The sequence below is a fragment of the Streptococcus infantis genome (assembly GCF_047460875.1).
In the GTDB taxonomy this organism is placed as follows: Bacteria; Bacillota; Bacilli; order Lactobacillales; family Streptococcaceae; genus Streptococcus; species Streptococcus infantis_AA.
The window spans coordinates 1-19,842 of the sequence record NZ_JASHFI010000011.1; the positions used below are offsets into that span (position 1 = coordinate 1).

The following is a 19,842-nucleotide window of genomic DNA, read 5'->3' on the forward strand; positions in this document are numbered from 1 at the left end:
CTTATCTACTGCATCTTGAGTCTTAGCTTCTTGAATAGCTGAAACAGCTTGCTCTGCCAACTCAACTAATTTCTTCTTAGCTTCTTTATCGTCACCAAGTTCTTTAGTCTTTCTTTCGATCGCTTCTGCCAGACTTGCCATAGCTTTGTCGTAGTCGATGGTTGGCTCTTCTGGTTTGCTTGGTTCTTCTGGTTTTGGTTCCTCTTTCGGAGTCGCTTGAAGTTGATTGATACCAGCTAGAGCATTTCCCAAAGCCTTATCTACTGCATCTTGAGTCTTAGCTTCTTGAATAGCTGAAACAGCTTGCTCTGCCAACTCAACTAATTTCTTCTTAGCTTCTTTATCGTCACCAAGTTCTTTAGTCTTTCTTTCGATCGCTTCTCCCAGACTTGCCATAGCCTTGTCGTAGTCGATGGTTGACTCTTCTGGTTTGCTTGGTTCTTCTGGTTTTGGATCCTCTTTCGGAGTCGCTTGAAGCTGATTGATAGCAGCTAGACCAGTTGCCAAAGCCTTATCTACTGCATCCTGAGTTTTAGCTTCTTGAATCGCTGTGATAGCTTGCTCTGTAAGTTCTACAAGTTTCTTCTTAGCTTCCTTATCAGCACCAAGTTCTTTAGTCTTTCTTTCAATCGCTTCTGCCAGACTTGCCATAGCCTTGTCGTAGTCGATGGTTGGCTCTTCTGGTTTGCTTGGTTCTTCTGGTTTTGGATCCTCTTTTGGAGTCGCTTGAAGCTGATTAATACCAGCTAGAGCATTCTCCAAAGCCTTATCTACTGCATCCTGAGTCTTAGCTTCCTGGATAGCAGTAAGAGCTTGTTCGGCCAACTCAACTAATTTCTTCTTAGCTTCCTTATCATCGCCAAGTTCTTTAGTCTTTCTTTCAATCGCTTCTGCCAGACTTGCCATAGCCTTGTCGTAGTTTGGCTCCTCTGGCTGGTCTGGTGTCGGTGTGTCATCTGAACCGTAGTTGTCTTCCTTATCAAGGATAGCTTGTAAGGTTGTGGCTGTCAGCATCAACTCTTGCGCATTGACAGTGCTTGCTGAAAGTTGTTCTGATATTTTGTCCAAGTTTGACTTGAAGGCTTGACGCGCCTCTGGAGTGTTCTTCAAGCTTGTTTGGTCAAATTTAGCCAATTCATCCTTCCAGTTCTTCATAGCTTGAACTAATTCTTCTTTGGTATAAAGAGCGCTATCTTTACCACGAGTGATGAACTGGTCAACTTGGATACCAATATTTCTAGAAGTATCATTTCGTTTTGGATCCAATTGTAAGGTTACAGCATGCCAACCTTCTTCTAGCCCAGTCAAACGAACAAGAGTCTGATCGCCTTGGCGTGTAGCTGCTGTACCACTGAAGTACTTCTTGCCATTGACATCAGTGGCATTTCCTTGACCATCTTGATACTCAAGTTCTTTACCATCTAGAGTAACCTTGTAGATACCATGTCCAGGATCAACAAAACCTTTGATTTCAAGACCTGTTCCGTAGAAGTAAGCTGTTACGCTAGTATTTTTCTTTTGCTCTTCAGTCAAACGACCAAATGATGCCCAAGACTCAGTGTTTTGATATTTACCAGAAGAATTGGTTTCATGGTGCCAACCTTGGCTATAGTCAAGTTGACTGGCCTGATCATCGTGACTTACTTGATCTTTTTGAAGCAATTCAGCCTTCATTACTCGAACAGTTGCTTCAGTTGCAAATCCAAGCAAGGCATCGTCTGATGCGCTAGTCATTTTCACTTTAAAGTCAAAGATTGAATCAGCTTGTTCAGTAAAGTCAATTGTCGGGATTGTCAAAGTCTTTTCTGTTTCACCATCTTGGAAGGTCAAATCAGCAGTTGTATCTTTATAAACCTTACCGTGAACCCCTGTTCCTGGCTCAGTCACGACATGAACTTTTGCAGCTCCCTTGCTACCACCAACACGTTTGATGGTTACAGTAACTGGTTGACCTTTTTGAACTTCATAGGTTGTTTCTTTCAACTCAAACATACCTTTACCAGCATTGTTGAGCGTGTAGATACCTTCAGTTGCAATTGCTTTGCCAGTTTTGTTGACGAGTTTAATGGTATGTTCACCTGGAGCCAAGTCATCTGTTTCATAAACCATCTGGCTACGTTTACGAGCTGCATTATTGGTTTGTACGTCTGCAACCTTTTGACCATCAACGTAAACCGACATTTCACCGTGGTTTGGATCCACTGTAGATACGACATAAGCCTTAGTTCCGTTGAAACGGTAAGTTACGCTTGCATCTTTTTGGTTAGTCCACATAGATGTTCCGCGGATACCTTCAGATTCGTCATACCAAGTTGTATTTGCTTTATCTGCTGTTGTATTTGAATGGTAGTCCAATCCAAGAGGGTAACCATCTGTCTTCTCGATACTGCTTGGTGTCTTATAAACAGAGAAGTTTGTCAAAATAGGTGTTGCTTGCGCACCAGTAATAGTCACGCGAATCTTTTGTGCTTCTACTGGTTGACCTTGGATTAGGCGACGATAACCAACAGTTGAGCCTTCACCGTATGGTACCCAACGGCCATTGAGTTCAACTTCAACCTTGAAGCCAGAGATACGCTGACCTTTAGCGATATCTTCTTTGAGTTCAATCACGTCAAAGCGTCTCTTTTGACCAAGATCGACAGTAAATTCACCTGTCTTAGCATCATTTGCTAATGCCCAGCTAGTATCATCCTTACCATCTGTTAGGTGGCTTGCTTGATACAAGTGATTCTTACGAGTAGAGCTTGCAGTTACAGTTGCACCCTTAGCAAAGTCAGTCGCATACATTTGATCCAAGGTTGCTCGGAATTCTTTCAAGCGAGCCACGTCTGCATCTGCGAATTTACCTTCTTTATTAGGTGGAATATTGAGAAGAAGCGGCGTTCCACGACCAACAGACTTGAAGTAGATATCCATCAAATCTTTGATTGATTTTGGTTGTTGATTGTCATGGTAGAACCAACCTGAACGGATAGAAACGTCTGCTTCACCTACAGAGTACATATCTCCTTCTGGATCCCCGTGGTTGAGATATTCATTCTTCACATCGTCAGTGATTTTAGCTTTCTTAACCTTATGCCAAACTGGATCTCCAGCGATACCACGTTCATTCCCGATCCAACGTACACTTGTTGGTTGAGCAGAGAAGATAGCGATATCTCCTTCAGCTTTCTTGATGTACTCGAACCACTTGTCAAAGGTGTAGGTTACTTTTTGAGCTCCGCTACCACGCGCTCCGTCCATCCAAACTTCGATAAACTTACCATTATTTCCGTATTTAGGATTGCCAAGGATTTCCTTGAGCTGGTTGAGGTAGTATTCGTTGTACTCTTTTTCAGTTGAAACATGATATTTAGGATGGTTAGCATCCCATGGTGATAGGTAAACACCCATATTCATGTCATACTTAGTCGCTGATTTAGAGATTTCTTCGAGAAGGTCACCCTTACCATCTTTCCATGGACTTGCAGCCACGGTATGTTTTGTGTATTGAGAAGGATAGATTACAAATCCATCGTGGTGTTTTACAACCATGATTGTTCGTTTGAACCCGGCATCCTTCAAAGTCTTAATCCACTGGTCTGTATCAAGGTTAGTTGGGTTAAAGTTTTGAGGATTTTCTCTACCATTTCCCCACTCAGAGTTGGTATAAGTATTCATACCATAGTGGATAAAGGCAGCCAATTCTTCCTTGTGGTAGTCCAATTGAGCCTTGCTTGGAAGTGGTCCATATGCAGCAATTTCTGTTTCTTCATCTTTTGGATCAACTGCTGGAGTGACTGGTGTTACTGGTTTTGGATCTTCAATTTTTTCGTATTCAAAAATAACTTGGTTCACTCCTTTGTGTTGGATTGTTGCTTCTTGGCTTGAGTTGACTGCACGGTAGCCTGCAATTTCTTTGGCTTGGAATCTGTGAACAAAGGAAACTTCATATTCTTTACCTTCATTGTTGTCAACAGTGGCAGGTGCCAATTCTTGATCTGTACCTTTCAAGCGGTAACGAATGTCGAAGGAACCTTTATTGACTTTATAAACAACCTTGATGACGCGAGTTCCTGCAGGAGCCTTGCTCACAACGCTATAATCATCTCCCCAAGCATCTTTTAATTGCTTGTTGACAGCTTTGCCATCAATTGAGACAATCTCATATTTGTCTTTGTTCTTCTTGTAGAAGTCAGTCTTCTCAATTTCTGTTTTATAGTTATAGTCAAATTGAGCTCCAACTTCTGTCTTTTCAACAAAAGTATCGTTTTCTTTGACTGGATTATCTTTCTGGTCTACGTGTTCGATAACAACTCGTCCATATTCAACACCTTCAAGAAGAGTTGCTACACCACTTTCATCGAATGAATATTTGTTTTCACCAATTACAGCCGTCTCATTTCTGAGCATTTTCCCTTCTGGAGTGAAATAATAACGGCTACCATTATCGCCTTGATACCAGCCTTTAACACCGTATTTATCAATGATGCCTTTAGCCCATGCTAGTTGTTCTGGAGACAAGACAAGACCTCCACCGAAGCGGTCTTTTTCAGCAATGTTCATATTGTCAACAGTTCCACGTTGGTGAATACCGATAACTTTACCATCACCGTTGATGATACCGCCACCAGAAAGACCTGATACAGAAGTCAAACGATAAGTGACACCAACAGTTCCCTTATCATCATATTTTTCAGTACCTTTAACGACACCGTCAGCCTTATACAATTGACCAGGTACGATTGGTTCTTTCAATTCTGGAGAAGTAGAATCTGTTGGGTAGCCGATCGTGCTAACTGGCTCACCAGGGTTATAGGTACGGTATTCAGCTAAAGGAGTAAAGGTTGCAGCCTTATTTGGGCTTGCAATCTGTACTGGAACTGGTGCAACAACCAAGGCTAGGTCATTTTTGTATCCTTCACCAAACTTTTCTTTATTCCAGAAATGGATGTCCTTTTCTTGGAACAAAACAGTTTTTCCTGAAGTTGGTAGAGATCTTTCTTTTGGAGTATTAGATCCGACATTGTAATAGAACTTAGCAGTATCACCACCTAAGATATTACCAGCATTGGTTTCGGCATCCTTCTTCAAGAAATTATGAGCCACTGTCAACATGATATTTGGAGCGACAAAGATACCAGATCCAGAATTGAGGTAACGCTGAGTTCCACCACCTGCTAGAGGTGAACTGAAAATTGTATAAACCATCGCTGCTGATGTAGCCGGTTGACCTTCATAATTGATATGCTTAAGGTCTTGTCCACCATTGATAATGGCTCTATTTTCTTTTTCACCTTCAGATGGAGCCACTTCTGTAGGTTTCAAAATGCTCTTAGTCTCTACTTGTGGACTTTCTTTCTCTGAAACAATGGCTGAAGTATCCATTTTTTTCACTGGTGTATCAGGATAAGCACGATCAGGAATTTCTTCAGGGAGTAAATCACCTGATTCTTCTACTGCATTTTTTACAAGAGGAGCTGGGTTTTCAGCTACTTCTTTGACAGCGTCTAGAGTTTCCGGGCTTTTATCTGCCACTTCTTTTGCTTGACTATCTACTTCAAGTTTTGGTTCTGTTACGATTTCATTAGCCGAAACATTCCCAGAAGCAAAAAAAGCAAGACCAACTGCGACAGAAGCAACACCAACAGTCAGTTTACGAATACTAAATATTCTACCTTTTTCTAAAAAATATTGTTTCATCAAATACTCCTACTATTCTAGAGCAGTCAGCTACTGCCCAAGCCCAGCTTTAGCTGGCGACATTTTTTGTTTGATTCCCTAACTTAAAACTCTGCTCCTAAGCTATTTATTTTTAGGTAAGCTCTCATAGAGAAATCGCTTACATTTTTTGAAAATAAAATAAGGCTCAAACTAGCAAAAATTTTACCTAGAGTTTCAGCAGTATAATAAATATACTATATTATCCTGAAAAATGCAAGGGTTTCCAAAGTTTTAACTAGATTTTTACTAAATGCTTTTGCCACTATTTACCACTAAAAAATCCTAAAGTGGCAAGGCCAGCTTAGGATTGTTTTGTTTTGAAGTGATAGTAAGCTCCAAGCATACCCGCAGTATTTTGATGACGCGCAAACTCTAATCTTGTTTTTTCCGCTAAACTTGGAACAAGCGCATCTTTCAGAGCTGTACGAATTTTCGGTTTCAAAATCGCTTCCTGCCCCATAATACCACCACCTAGTATAACAACCTCTGGATTGGCAACATAACAAATGTTAGCAAGACCTTTCCCAAGATAGTCTACCATACGGTCAATTCCCTCCATACAGAGTTTATTGCCTTCTGTAGCTTCTTTGAAAATTCTACGACCATTCCAATGGGCTACTTCTTCACCATGAGCCTTAGCTACATACTCAACCAAGGCAGTTGTAGAAGCTAAATCTTGGAAAGCCCCATCTTGCATATGCATATAGCCAACTTCACAGGCAGAATTACTAAAGCCATGGAAAATCTGGCCGTCAATGATTAAGCAACCGCCGATACCTGTTCCGATGGTCAAACAAAGCGTTATTCCTGCACCTTTTCCAGAACCAGAAACAGCTTCTGCTAGCCCTGCACAGTTGACATCATTTTCAATTTCACAAGGAATTCCAAAACTTCCTTCAATTTCCTTTTTAAATTGGGTTCCGGCATAATTTGGAATCTGTGGACCTGCATAGAAAATCTCACCCTTATCAGGGTCAACCATTCCCGCAGAGGAAATGGCGACACCTGACACTGGACCTTTTTCTAGATAGCTAGCTACGATATCTTTTGTTTTTTGTAAAATGTGGGGACCACCTTTATGAGCCTCAGTTGCTACTTCGTGAGACTCTACAAGTTGTCCATCTTGGTCAATCAAACCGTATTTGATATTAGTTCCACCAATATCAATTGCAACATAATTAGTCATAAAGCCTCCTATTGATTAGAGGAAACGCTCCTTAGTTTCACGAATCAATTGAGCAGCTGCTTCTACAACTGGACGATCTTCTTCGGTCACTGGTGTAAGTGGAGAACGAACTGATCCGATATTAAGTCCTTCATTGATTTTCAAGACTTCTTTGATAACGCCGTACATATTCCCATGAGCTGCAGTTAATTTACCGATGATAGCGTTGATAGCGTATTGCAATTCACGCGCTGTTTCTAGGTCTTTATCTGCAATCAATTGGTTGAGTTTCAAGAAGAGTTCTGGCATAGCACCATAAGTACCACCGATACCAGCTTTTGCTCCCATGAGACGTCCGCCTAGGAATTGTTCGTCTGGACCATTAAAGACGATATGATCATCACCACCAAGGCTAACGAATGTTTGGATATCTTGAACTGGCATTGAAGAATTTTTAACACCAATGACACGTGGGTTTTTCAACATTTCTGTGTAAAGACTTGGAGTCAAGGCAACACCTGCCAATTGAGGAATGTTGTAGATAACGTAGTCTGTATTTGGTGCTGCCGCACTGATGTCGTTCCAGTATTTAGCAACTGAGTACTCAGGCAAACGGAAGTAAATTGGTGGGATTGTTGCAATAGCATCTACCCCCAAGCTTTCAGCATGGCGAGCAAGTTCGATACTGTCTTTGGTATTGTTGCAAGCCACATGAGCAATGATGGTCAATTTACCTTTAGCAACTGCCATGACTTCTTCTAAGATCAATTTACGGTCTTCTACACTTTGGTAGATACACTCACCTGAAGAACCATTAACGTAAAGTCCTTGAACACCTTTATCAATAAAGTATTGTACCAAGGTACGAGTACGTTCTGGGCTAACTTCACCCGCATCATCATAACATGCGTAGAAGGCAGGAATGACACCTTCATATTTTTTTAAATCTGACATAGATTTCTCCTAAGATTTTTTTATTTTCCGCTCTGGGCAGATTACTTCTTTACTGTTTAAGTATACACCTTGCAAAAACCGCTTTCAATACATTCTGATCACTTAGATTTTAATTTCTAGTTATTGTTTGAATATTTTCTCAATTGAAAGTAGTTTCATCTCACTTTCATTCTGATTGGTATTTGGCAAATAATTTTTCAATCAAGCCCGTCTGCCAAAAGGCAAGGAGGCCAAAGCCAAATAGTAGAAAGGCAGATCCACCCAGTACAAGAGTAAAGCCCGATACATAAAGAACCATTACGATTAAGAAGAGGATTGCAAGCATCAAGAAGAACCAAGGGAAGTTGAAACTCACTAAGAGCAAGCCCTTTTGAAGCACTTCTTTCCAAGTCAATTCGTAACGCGCTGCGATAGGATAACTTGCTAACATCACTAATGTTAAAAAGATTAAGATCCCTAGACAGATAGCTTTCAGCACCTGAAAAGCTAGACCTGCTTGTCCCCAAAATAGATACAAGTCAAGAAAACTAATCAGAACAATCCCCAATTCCAACAAACCTAGTTGAAGCCCCAATCTCAAGTTTTGCTTGAAGGCTCTAATATAGATTTTAAAGACGGGTACTCTTCGACTTTTCTTGATTTCGAACATGGTTTGGTAGAGACTAATCTTAGCTACTCCGATGGTCACAATAGGCAAACAAGACACAACAAAGAGTAGATTCGCAGTCACGATATCCAAAACCTTTTCACTAAAACGCATGAGAACATTATCCGTATCAAATGCTGCCTTGAGTAATCCAGATCCTTTCTGCGCCATTGTTTGCTCCTCCTAACTTACTAATCAATTAAAATTTTAAACAAATGTTTGCGAACCTTGTCTTCCATGCCAGCATAACCATTTGGCTGATGAGGTTCCCCTGGAAAGAAAATCGCAAAGTTGTGATAACCCAATAAAAGTGGGTATTGTTCATGACAATGGACGAAGCCGATATCACTTGCCTCGTCAAAAGCTACTGCCTCGTCTTTAACACGAGACCCATAGCTTGAATACTCATGACCTTCTACCAATAAATGCAAGTCTGCATAGTTTTTATGATGCTCAAAGCGATCATTTTCTTCTTGGTTAAGGACATTTTCTTGTACAACTAGAAAAACCTTATCTCCGTCAATCTCATATTTCCCAAGTTCAAAAGACTCTTTTCGATGCTCATAGAGATAATCAATAGCCTTGTCCAGATTTGGGTGAATTCCTTTATAAAAGGTGATATTTTTTAAATCATCAAAAATCATAGTAATTCCTTTACTTGATTGTTAGCTTCAGACAAGAAATGTCTGGCTAGTAAGTTTATAAGTGTCTAACAAAACTTCATGAAGTAAGCAACTCCTCTCCATTTTGTAGACACTTATATATGCTGTATTCTCTTAGTCTATCAACTATACTTCTGCATACTGATAAACAGATTGTACTATATTCAATTTTCGCAGAGTATTAACCTTTAACGGCTCCCATAGTAATACCTTGAGTAAATGATTTTTGGAAGACAAGGAAGACTGTTACGATTGGCACAGCTGCAAGAGCAGCACCTGCCATGATTAATCCATAGTTAGTTGCCATCTCGGCCTGCATAGTTGCAACCCCGAGTGAGATGGTCAAATTGTTGCGTGAAGTCAACATTACCAACTGCATGAAGTAGTCATTCCAAGTATTGATGAAGGTAAAGATTGCAAGGGCTGCAAATCCAGGCTTCACGATAGGGAAGGCTACGCTCCAGAATGTACGAATCTCGCCGCATCCATCGATTTTAGCAGATTCCAGCAATTCTGTCGGAATGTTTTCACTGAACTGTTTCATAAGGAAGACCCCAAATGGCCATCCAATCAAAGGCAAGATAACTGCCCAAAGAGTGTCATGGATTCCCATGAAGTTGACGATACGTACCAATGGTACAAGGACAACTTGTTTTGGAAGAGCCATGGCTGCGATAAAGATTGCAAAGAGGATGCGTTGACCATAGAAACGTTTCTTAGCCAATACATAACCTGCTAGAGATGAAGTTGCACAAACCAAGAACATAGTTACCAAGGAAATGAAGACTGAGTTCCACATCCATTGCAAGGCTGGGTTTTGCACCATCAATTGTTGGAAGTTCTCCATAGTTGGAGCTTTAGGGAACCATTGTGGTGGAATCATAATGGTATCCGGTTGTGATTTGAATGCACCTGTCAAGATCCAGTAGAATGGAAAGATGAAGAGTACAGTCAACAAGAGCAAAATGATAGTTGAAATAACAGTGAAGGCTGTTAAAGGTTTCTTTTGTGTAGATTGCATAGCTGTCTCCTTTCTCTTAGTATTCTACGTCGTTTCCAAGCACTTTGAATTGAACAAAGCTTACGATAGCAATCATGATTGCCAAGAAGACACCGATGGTATTAGCATAACCGTATTCTGTCAATTGGAAGGCTTTTTCGTAAAGGTAGTACATAAGTGTACTTGTTGAGTAGTTTGGTCCACCAGATGTCAAAAGCTGAATGAGGGCGAAACACTGGAATGAGTTAATCGTTGTGATGATTGCGATATAAAGAGTTGTCGGAAGCAGACTTGGCCATTTAATCTTCCAGAAAACTTGAAACTCAGTAGCGCCATCAACACGCGCCGCTTCAACCAGTGAGTTGTCAATATTTCCCATTGCCGCGATGTAAAGGATAATCGGTTGACCAACAGAAGTTGTCAAAAGGATAATCATAATCGCAAGCAAAGCCCAGTTTTTATCTCCGAGCCAAGAAATGTTCTGGCTGATAATGTTGCTCGACTTAAGGACAAAGTTCAAAATACCTGATAGTGGATCGTAGATCCATTTCCAAACAACCGTAACAGCAACACTACCAGTAACAACAGGTAGGAAGAATACGAAACGGTAGAAAGATCTAGCAACCGCATTTTGTTGGTAGGTTTGTGATGCCACAAAAAGTGAAAAGAGTACAACGACCGGTACAGATCCGATAACCAAGATAACGGTGTTGATCAAAGATTTTGTAAAGACAGGGTCTTTAAACATGCGGATGTAGTTGTCCAATCCCACAAACTCAAAGCTAGTCATCGAGTAGTTAAAGAAACTAGTGATGAAGCCCATGATCATTGGAGCTAAGACGAAGACGGTAAAGAAGATTAATACTGGTGCTAAGAATGCGTAGGAAATAACTGTTTCCCGCATACGGATTTTATTGACTTTCACAGTCGGCACCTCACTTTCAAATAGTTTTTGTTTTTTGATTGTCGTCTGACATTGATGTAAAATCAAAATGAAATTTTTCAAGATTAGCCTATGTAAGAACTTCATTTTAATTTTGACCTGTCAGTTTCTTACATTTTTTAAACAAAACTCCCCCTTTTCGTACACAAATGTGCACAGGGAAAAGGGGGGATTTTACTTTTTATTTAGGGCTTATTGTTTAGCTGCTTTTTTGATTGTTTCATTCGCTTTTTCAGTGAATGCCTTCAAAGCTGCAGCAGGTTCTTGGTCACCATTAGATACTGCTTGCAACATTGGGAACCATAGAGTTCTCATTTCAGCAAATCCGTCGATTGTGTTGTAGTATGGAGAGTAGTATTGAGTCCAACCACTGATTGTTTCCATACGTTTGTCGTCGTATAGTTTACCAAATGAAGTACGAACTGGGAATGCTCCTGTACGAACTACGTCTTTAGGACCCCACTCTTTATCATCTGCGATGAATTGGATGAATTTCTTAGCTGCAGCAACTTTCTTTTCATCTTTGTTATTAAATACTGCAAATCCGTTTACAAGGTATTCAAGAGCTGGTTTGCCAGAATCAGATGGGAATGGTACTTCTACCACTTCAACTTTACTTGCTTCCAAAAGTTTAGCTTGGATACCGTTTTGAGCTGGTGCCCAAAGGATTGTGTATGAAGTTTGACCGTTTGCAAAGTTTTGGATGTCTGCTCCACCGTCAAATTGTGAACCGTTATTCAACAAACCATCTTTGATCCAGCTAGCTGCTTTTTCAAGACCTTTAACGAATTTAGGATCATCAGTTGTATATTTAGTTACTTCTTTATCAGTTACAGAACCGCCGTAAAGGTTAGAGATGAAGGCACGTGTTCCTTGGTCTCCCCCTTGACCAGAACTGAACAATGAACCTGGAGTGTATCCTTTATCTTTAAGTGCTTTCAAGACTTTTTCAAAATCATCAGTTGTCCAACCTTCTTTAACAAGGTTAGCTACACCAGCATCTTCCAACATTTTCTTGTTCATAGCCATGTAGAATGGTGCAGAACTGATTGGATACATGTATGCTTTGTCACCAGCTTTACTTGCTTGTACGATGTTTTCGTTGTTAACATCTTTCACAAATTCATCTGTAAAGAGGTCATTCAACTCAGCCAATTTACCATTTTTACCGTAATTGATGATACGACCTGGTGCATCGAAAAGTACATCTGGAGCTGTACCAGCTTCGATAGCTGTTGTGATTTTTTCTGGTCCAGATTTGAAGTCGATTGTTTCTAGTTTAACTTTGATATCTGGATTTGCTTTTTCGAAAGCTTCGATGATAGATTTTTCATAAGTTCCAACACCGTCACCAGATTTTTCTTGAGTAAATACCGGGAATGCCCACCAAGTAATTTCTGTTGTTGCTGCTGCATCGCCTGATTTGGCAGCATCTTTGTTAGCGTCTGATTTGCCACAAGCAGCAAGTGATAGAACCGCAGCACCCGCAAGTACTGTACAAGCTAGTTTTCTAAATTTCATTTGTATTCTCCTAAATGATGTTAAGCGTATCCGAATTGGATAAAGAGCAATGTCGACTTTGTATACGTTTTCATTTTTTCCTACTAATCAACCACTCTCCTCGTTTTTAATATTATGTTACTTAAGACCGGCAACGAAGCGTTCCGTAATCTCTTTTGGTCTAGTAATAGCGCCACCTACAACGATGCCTCGCACTCCATAGCCTAGGATTTGCTTAGCTTGTTCTGGTGTGTGAATTTTTCCTTCAGCAATGACATCTACCCCTGCGTCGCAGAGCTTTTTGATAAGTTCAAAATCTGGGCCATCCACTTTTGGACTGTAAGAAGTGTAACCTGATAGAGTTGTACCGACAAAGTCAATTCCTGCCTCTACTGCTGTTAAGCCTTCTTCAAAGGTACTTGTATCCGCCATCAATAATTGATTTGGATATTTTTCCTTCACTTGGCGAATAAATTCTTGAATCTCTAAGCCGTCATAACGTTCACGCTTAGTACAGTCAAGAGCGATAACTTCGATATCAAGTGCAGCTAATTCATCCACTTCCTTCATTGTAGCAGTAATGAATGGTTCTTGTGGTGGGTAGTCTCGCTTGATGATCCCGATAATGGGAAGTTTTGTAACTTCCTTGATTTCCTTGATATCTCGGACACTGTTTGCCCGAATACCAACCGCTCCACCTTGCTCTGCTGCTTTGACTAGCAAGGGGATTACTCCTCCCGCTTCTGTGTAGAGCGGTTCATGAGGAAGAGCCTGGCAAGAAACAATGATTCCATCTTTAATCTGTTCAATCAATGCTTCTTTACTAATTTGTGGCATCCACTTTCCTCCTTTTCTTTTTCTTTGTGCTTATGTGACTATTATAGCTCATTATTAAAACGCTTTCAATATTTTGTACTAGAATAGATTGAAGTTTCAAAACAATTTTATGCAACAATTCATCCTGAAAGTAGTTTCAGACGTTTAAAATTCTGCCTAGTACTTCTCAAAGCCTTGAAAACGTCACTTTTTACTCGTAAAAACGAAAGAAAAAGGCCGTAACACCTTCTGGTTACGACCCTTTCTATTAAAGAGCAAGTTTCTCTATAAAACCTTTAAGTTTATCTATTGCACTAATATTCTTTTTTCTTGCCCATGGCAAACATGCCAAGAAGCATCCCCACAAGTCCTACACTTGCAAGAGTTGCAGCATCTTCACTTCCAGTTTCAGGAAGTGCTTGCTGATGTATTGCAGGCGCTGCTGGTGCCTGATAGGTCTTGTCTTGCGACATGGTCTGAACCACAATCTCTTGCTCACCTTTGAATTCTGGGACTTCATGTACAGCTGCTTCTGCACCATTGACACCGCCTACAAATTCTGGAGATTCTGCTCTTGCTGTTTCTACTGCGTTGACACTACCACTAAATTCTGGAACTTCATGTACTGTCGCTTCGCCATTTATTCCTCCAATGAATTCAGGTATATCATGTACAGCTGCTTCTACTCCATTCACGCCACCTTCATAGGCTGGAAGTTCTGAGCTTGCTGCTTCTACTCCATTCACGCCACCTTCATAGGCTGGAAGTTCTGAAATTGCTGCTTCTACTCCATTCACACCACCTTCATAGGCTGGAAGTTCTAAACTTGCTGCTTCTACTCCATTCACGCCACCTTCATAGGCTGGAAGTTCTGAGCTTGCTGCTTCTACTGCATTAACGCCGCCTTCAAAGTCTGATGCGTCTGACTTAGCTGCTTCTACTCCATTCACACCGCCTTCGAACTCTGGGCTCTCTGACTTAGCTCCTTCATCGCCATTGACTCCGCCTTCAAAGTCTGATGCGTCTGACTTAGCTGCTTCTACTCCATTCACACCGCCTTCGAACTCCGGACTCTCTGCCTTAGCTTCTTCTTCGCCATTGACACCACCTTCAAAGTCTGATGTGTCTGACTTAGCTGCTTCTACTCCGTTCACACCGCCTTCGAACTCTGGGCTCTCTGACTTAGCTCCTTCATCGCCATTGACTCCGCCTTCAAAGTCTGATGCGTCTGACTTAGCTGCTTCTACAGCATTGACTCCGCCCTCGAACTCTGGACTCTCTGACTTAGCTCCTTCATCGCCATTGACACCACCTTCAAAATCTGATGTGTCTGACTTAGCTGCTTCTACTGCATTGACGCCACCTTCGAACTCTGGGCTCTCTGCTTTAGCTCCTTCATCGCCATTGACACCACCTTCAAAGTCTGATGTGTCTGACTTAGCTGCTTCCTCACCATTGACACCACCTTCGAACTCTGGACTCTCTGCCTTAGCTCCTTCATCGCCATTGACACCACCTTCAAAGTCTGATGTGTCTGACTTGGCTGCTTCTACTGCATTGACGCCGCCTTCGAACTCTGGACTCTCTGCCTTAGCTCCTTCCTCACCATTGACGCCGCCTTCAAAGTCTGATGTGTCTGACTTAGCCGCTTCTACTGCATTGACGCCACCTTCGAACTCTGGACTCTCTGCCTTAGCTCCTTCATCGCCATTGACACCACCTTCAAAGTCTGAAATTTCATGAACAGCTGCTTCTCCTTTTGAAGTTTCCACTGGAATATATTCTGGAACTTCATGGACTGCTGCTTCTTCACCATTGACGCCACCCTCGAAGTCTAAGACTTCATGGACTGCTGCTTCGGCACCATTGACGCCACCTTCGAATTCTGGGACTTCATTAATAGTTCCCGGTGGATTTTCTTCAACTTCTATTTCTGGAATTTCATGAACGGCTGCTTCCTCACCATTGACACCGCCTTCGAATTCTGGAAAATCATGAATTGCTGCTTCCTCACCGTTGACGCCACCTTCAAAGGCTAGATCCTCATGAACTGTACCTTCACCATTGACTGCGCCTGTAAATTCTGGAACTTCATGGATTTCTGCTTTTGCGCCATTTTTCCCACCAGGGACTCCTGCCCCTTCAAGACTTACAGGCAAATTATGCATGCTCTCAATTGCACCATCAATGATTTCTGTAATTTCTTGACCAATATCTTCCTTGCTAGCTGCAAATAACAAGGTTTTTGAATCATACTGCGTCAAGAAGGTAGCAAAATTCCCATTTGCCAGTTTAAGAACTGGTGGCTGATTCACCAATACTTCAGAATCAAATTCTAAAGCGATGACATTTTTGCTCATCTCCACAGCATTTTTCACAGTTGCTTTTGTTGGAGCAATTCTATCCTTGCTTAAGAAATCCCAGTTAAATTTCTTATAAGACAAGGTGTATTCATTTTGAGTGGCAGTCGCATGCTCATAAAGCAAGCCAAATTCGCCATTTCCAAGATCTTGCAAGGAGTTATAAGCAAATTTACCACTTTGAATTGGATTGTGCTTGAGCCAAGTTAGGTCTCCATTAGCTTCCACACGTGCCAAGTGCACCAGACCATTGTAACGTCCTGGCCCACCTGCATTACTGAGGATGATATATTCCTTACCATCGTGCACCGTATGAATGGCAGACATTTGAACGTAGACGTCTTTGACATCTGAATAGCGTTTTACATCTTTTTCCCAAGTTGCTCCGCCATCTTTACTTGTCGCTACTTGAAGATCACCTGTCAATCCACGCATGAAGAGTTTGAGATCCCCATTATTCAACTGAACAACAGTTGACTCAGTATTTTGAGCACCTGGATTATTCATAGTTGAAGAGTGAATTGTTTGGTTGCCTACTGGGCGGTTATCATTGACAGCTTCACCAGCGTGCCAAGTTTCACCATGGTCATCTGAGTAAATGACGCGTGAAGACTGAGAACCACTTAGGTAGGATACGTTATTTGTAGTGTAGGCAGGGATAACAAGACGCCCTTTATGAGGTCCTGAATGTAAGGCAATACCTGTACCAGGTCCAGTACCTAAGAAGTGCATCCAGTCCTTACGAATACCGTATGTAATATCTTTAGGTGCAGACCAAGTTTTTCCATCGTCATCGCTATAAGACATCCAGAGATAGTTGGTGTTTGAAACTCTAAAGATATTCTTGTCGCTATAATCGAAGTAGACATTACCAATCAGTTCCTCACCCTTGTATAGATCACCCTTATCACTATAGGCTGGTTTCTTAGGATCAACTACAACACGGTATTCTGTCTTTCTATTTTCAGGGTCAAAAACTTCGCCATTTTCACGAATGGTATAACGTCCTGCATCACCTTGTTTGTACAAGACTTGGTATACCTTGTCACCAATTTTCTCATAGGCTTGTGGCGCTTTTCCTGGCAAATCTCTAACAGCTTCACCTTCTACGAACATATCATAAATGGCAAAGATTCGCTTCGTCTTTGGATCTTGGACTAGGGCCATGTCAATGTTGACTGGTGAGCCCGCATGAGCTCTCTTAGCCTTCTCATTGTCGCGAGGATTTGAGATAACAATTCTATCTCCCCAGGTTTTGCCCTTATCATCACTACGACGAATGACCATACCGATATCACCCCAGTCAGAGTGATGCAAACGTCTCTCGTCTGCACCAGCAATTAAGGTTCCCTTATCAGTTTTCAGCAAGGCTGGAATGCGGTAGCTCGCGATACCATCTTTATTTGGCTTGCGGTTCTCACCACCTTCAAAAACATCCAGTTTATCAGTAACTTCTGCTCCTTCAGGAAGTTTCTTCTCCAACTCTCCTCTTTCAAAAAGTTGGCTACGTTTTTTAACTTCTTCTGGAGAAAGAGCACGGTCATAAACAGTTAGATTACGGACTTTAAGATTGGCGCCCCAGAAGTTTTTGCCTGTGCGTTTTGTTGTACCGATTTGTACATGATTAACATCTGGCATGTCTTGGATGAAGCGACCAGACTGAGGACTTGTGCGCGACAAGACACCATTTACATAGACGCGAACTTGACCTTTTGGTTGGTCTGCATTTGGTCTTTCAACTGTAAAGGTTACAGAGTTCCACTCACCTGGCTTAATCTTCAAAGGAGCAGTTTTATAATCACCATAGAATTGGTTGCCATTGGCATCACGACCTTCAACGATAGCTGTGTTATCAAGGATGGCCATAGTGAAATACTCATTTACTTTGGTATCACTAGAGACTGAGAAGAGGTTGTAAAAACGTGGAGCAGATGCATCTGGCTTAAACTCCATATGAATTGTCGCATTTTGAAGTTTTTTAAGTTTGTCTAGCTCCTCCTTCATGTCAACTCTTTGACCGTTTGAAGGATTGGTTTCAACATCTTCCTTCTCTATAACAGTATTGGCATTTCCCAACTCTCTTGCATAAAAGTCACGAGGAATTTTTCCAACCTCTTCTTCGTCTTCACTCTCTGTAGCTGGAGTTTCGTTTGATGCTTCTGTTTCTGTTGGTTTTTCAGACCCTGGGTTTGCTTTCAGCTCTTCACGGTTTACTTCTGTGCCCTTATCTGTTGCCGTTGCCAATTTGTCTGCGAGTTCCTTATCGAGATTCGTCAGATTTCCTGTCTCTACTTCCTTAGGCAATTCTGGCAAAGATTGCCCCGCTGTTTCACCATTCGTTGATGGCGCCTCTTGAGCAAAAGCAGGTGAAGCACCAAAAACAACTGCTCCAATCACTACTGAAGCTGCTCCAACTGCAAATTTTCGAATTCCGTACCGCTGTTTTCTATCAAAATGTCTCTGATTCATATTTTCCCTTCCGTTTTTAAAAAATAAAGCGCTTTCTTTTTTGCTTAAAATTTTATGCCACCGAGGCTAAAGTAGCAAAAGAAACTGAAATATTGAATGGAGAATCCCATCCTTTTTACTGTGAACTACTGTTGCATGACATAAATTTCCACTTTTTATGAAGAAATACAACAGATTTTGCTCCTTTCATAATTGATATTACACTTATTATATAATAAATATTACAAATTTTAGTCAAATCAATCTACAATAGATTCTACTTTCAAATATATTTGGAAGAATCAAACTATTTGAAACTACTTTCTTGCCATCCAAATATATTGAAAAGAACCCTGTAATTCATTCAAAATCACAGGGTACTTCTTCCTAAGCCTTTATTGACCTACATAGGTAAATGGGATTTCACTGCCACACAACCAATTGTAAACTTGATCATTAACATGGACGTTCATAGCTTCGTGTGCGTATTCTGGCATCAGGCGATAGCTCTTCTCACAAGTCAAACGATTGTAGATAGCAAACTGAGTGATTGGATAGCAAACATCGTCATCAAGCCCAGTAATCATTCGAACTTCCCCCTTAATGCGATGGGCAAGATTTTTTACATCGATATAGGCGAGCGTCTCCATAATCTGCTCTTCTGTTTCGTGGAAAGGATCATGGAACTTAAAGTAACGAAAGAGCTCATCATAGGCTTCGCTGGTATTTCCAATCTCTAGCACTCGTCTAAAGTCTGATAAGAATGGATAAATAGCAACTGTACGTTTGATACGTGGATTTAGCCCCGCAGCCACTAGAGCTAGTGCCCCTCCTTGAGAAGCTCCATAACTAGCCAATTGCCCCTCATCTACTTGAGGGAGACTAGCTATAATCTCAATCAATTGATAAATATCAAGATAAACATCCTTATAGAAGAGTTGCTCTTTTCCTTCTACTGCACCACGGATGATTTGGCCCTTAACTGTATTTCCGAGAGGTGAACGCAAGCCATCTTGTGAATAACCAGACTGCCCTCTTACATCCATAGATACAACACCATAACCAGCTACTGTAAAAGCTAGCATATCTGTCCAATCCCAGCAACGTCCCATATAGCCATGGAAGTGGAAAATGACAGGTACTTTCTTTTCTGATTTTGGCAAGACTATACGCGCATAAACAAGGCCATCACGGGTACCCTTAAAGCTTAACTCATAACACTTCACATTGGGAATATGAAAATCACGTTCCTCTAGTTGGTAATCTGGCAAGACCGAAACCTTATCAATCTCACCATCCCAAAAAGCGTCAAAGTCTTGTGGAACTTCATCTCTTCCTCTGTAAGTTTCCATTTCTTCCATTAATGCTGGGTTTCTCATATAATTCTCCTTAATTTTTGTAACCGTTATCATAACTCTAGCACACAAAGTAAGGCAATGCAAGGTAGATTCTTAAATAGAAAGTGATTTTAATTTTGCAGCTTCAGCGATGCTAGTCTGAAAGTAGTTTTATAAAACTATCTTCTCAAAGAGCGAGCAAGATAAGTCATTAGCACTTTTTGACTTTCAAAGTTCTGTAGGATTGCCTTGCTTTTTTCCTACCATTTACTTTATTTCGTTGATCTTCCTACTTTATCAACTTT

At 41.1% G+C, this 19,842-nt stretch carries 11 protein-coding genes; all 11 read right to left on the reverse strand.

Annotated features, from left to right (window positions below):
* Positions 1 to 5,685, reverse strand: a 5,685-nt coding sequence (locus QM887_RS07660; RefSeq protein WP_414271171.1) for an alpha-L-fucosidase, incomplete at its 3' end; no start/stop codon positions are given.
* A gap of 322 nt (positions 5,686 to 6,007) precedes the next feature.
* On the reverse strand, positions 6,008 to 6,892 hold the full coding sequence (locus QM887_RS07665) for an ROK family protein (protein ID WP_414271172.1): 885 nt from the start codon (positions 6,890 to 6,892) through the stop codon (positions 6,008 to 6,010).
* A gap of 15 nt (positions 6,893 to 6,907) precedes the next feature.
* A complete protein-coding gene (locus QM887_RS07670) occupies positions 6,908 to 7,825 on the reverse strand; it encodes a dihydrodipicolinate synthase family protein (RefSeq protein WP_414271173.1) in 918 nt (305 codons plus the stop codon).
* Between the two features lie 166 nt (positions 7,826 to 7,991).
* Positions 7,992 to 8,642 (reverse strand): YesL family protein, encoded by a 651-nt coding sequence (locus tag QM887_RS07675; protein WP_414271174.1) that lies wholly within the window; start codon positions 8,640 to 8,642, stop codon positions 7,992 to 7,994.
* 20 nt (positions 8,643 to 8,662) lie between these two features.
* Positions 8,663 to 9,115, reverse strand: a complete 453-nt coding sequence (locus QM887_RS07680; protein ID WP_075229736.1) for a YhcH/YjgK/YiaL family protein — start codon at positions 9,113 to 9,115, stop codon at positions 8,663 to 8,665.
* A 199-nt stretch (positions 9,116 to 9,314) separates the two neighbouring features.
* A complete protein-coding gene (locus QM887_RS07685) occupies positions 9,315 to 10,154 on the reverse strand; it encodes a carbohydrate ABC transporter permease (RefSeq protein ID WP_075229735.1) in 840 nt (279 codons plus the stop codon).
* 16 nt (positions 10,155 to 10,170) lie between these two features.
* The gene (locus QM887_RS07690; protein WP_075231411.1) at positions 10,171 to 11,037 is read right to left on the reverse strand and encodes a carbohydrate ABC transporter permease; all 867 of its coding nucleotides are present in this window, start codon (positions 11,035 to 11,037) and stop codon (positions 10,171 to 10,173) included.
* A 231-nt stretch (positions 11,038 to 11,268) separates the two neighbouring features.
* Positions 11,269 to 12,597 (reverse strand): ABC transporter substrate-binding protein, encoded by a 1,329-nt coding sequence (locus QM887_RS07695; RefSeq protein ID WP_414271175.1) that lies wholly within the window; start codon positions 12,595 to 12,597, stop codon positions 11,269 to 11,271.
* A gap of 117 nt (positions 12,598 to 12,714) precedes the next feature.
* Positions 12,715 to 13,413 carry an N-acetylmannosamine-6-phosphate 2-epimerase gene (locus tag QM887_RS07700; protein WP_075231410.1) on the reverse strand — a complete coding sequence of 233 codons (699 nt, stop codon included), beginning with the start codon at positions 13,411 to 13,413 and terminating at the stop codon, positions 12,715 to 12,717.
* Between the two features lie 293 nt (positions 13,414 to 13,706).
* The gene (locus tag QM887_RS07705) at positions 13,707 to 18,221 is read right to left on the reverse strand and encodes an SIALI-17 repeat-containing surface protein (protein WP_414271176.1); all 4,515 of its coding nucleotides are present in this window, start codon (positions 18,219 to 18,221) and stop codon (positions 13,707 to 13,709) included.
* A 374-nt stretch (positions 18,222 to 18,595) separates the two neighbouring features.
* On the reverse strand, positions 18,596 to 19,579 hold the full coding sequence (locus QM887_RS07710) for an acetylxylan esterase (RefSeq protein WP_414271177.1): 984 nt from the start codon (positions 19,577 to 19,579) through the stop codon (positions 18,596 to 18,598).
* Positions 19,580 to 19,842: the final 263 nt, after the last annotated feature.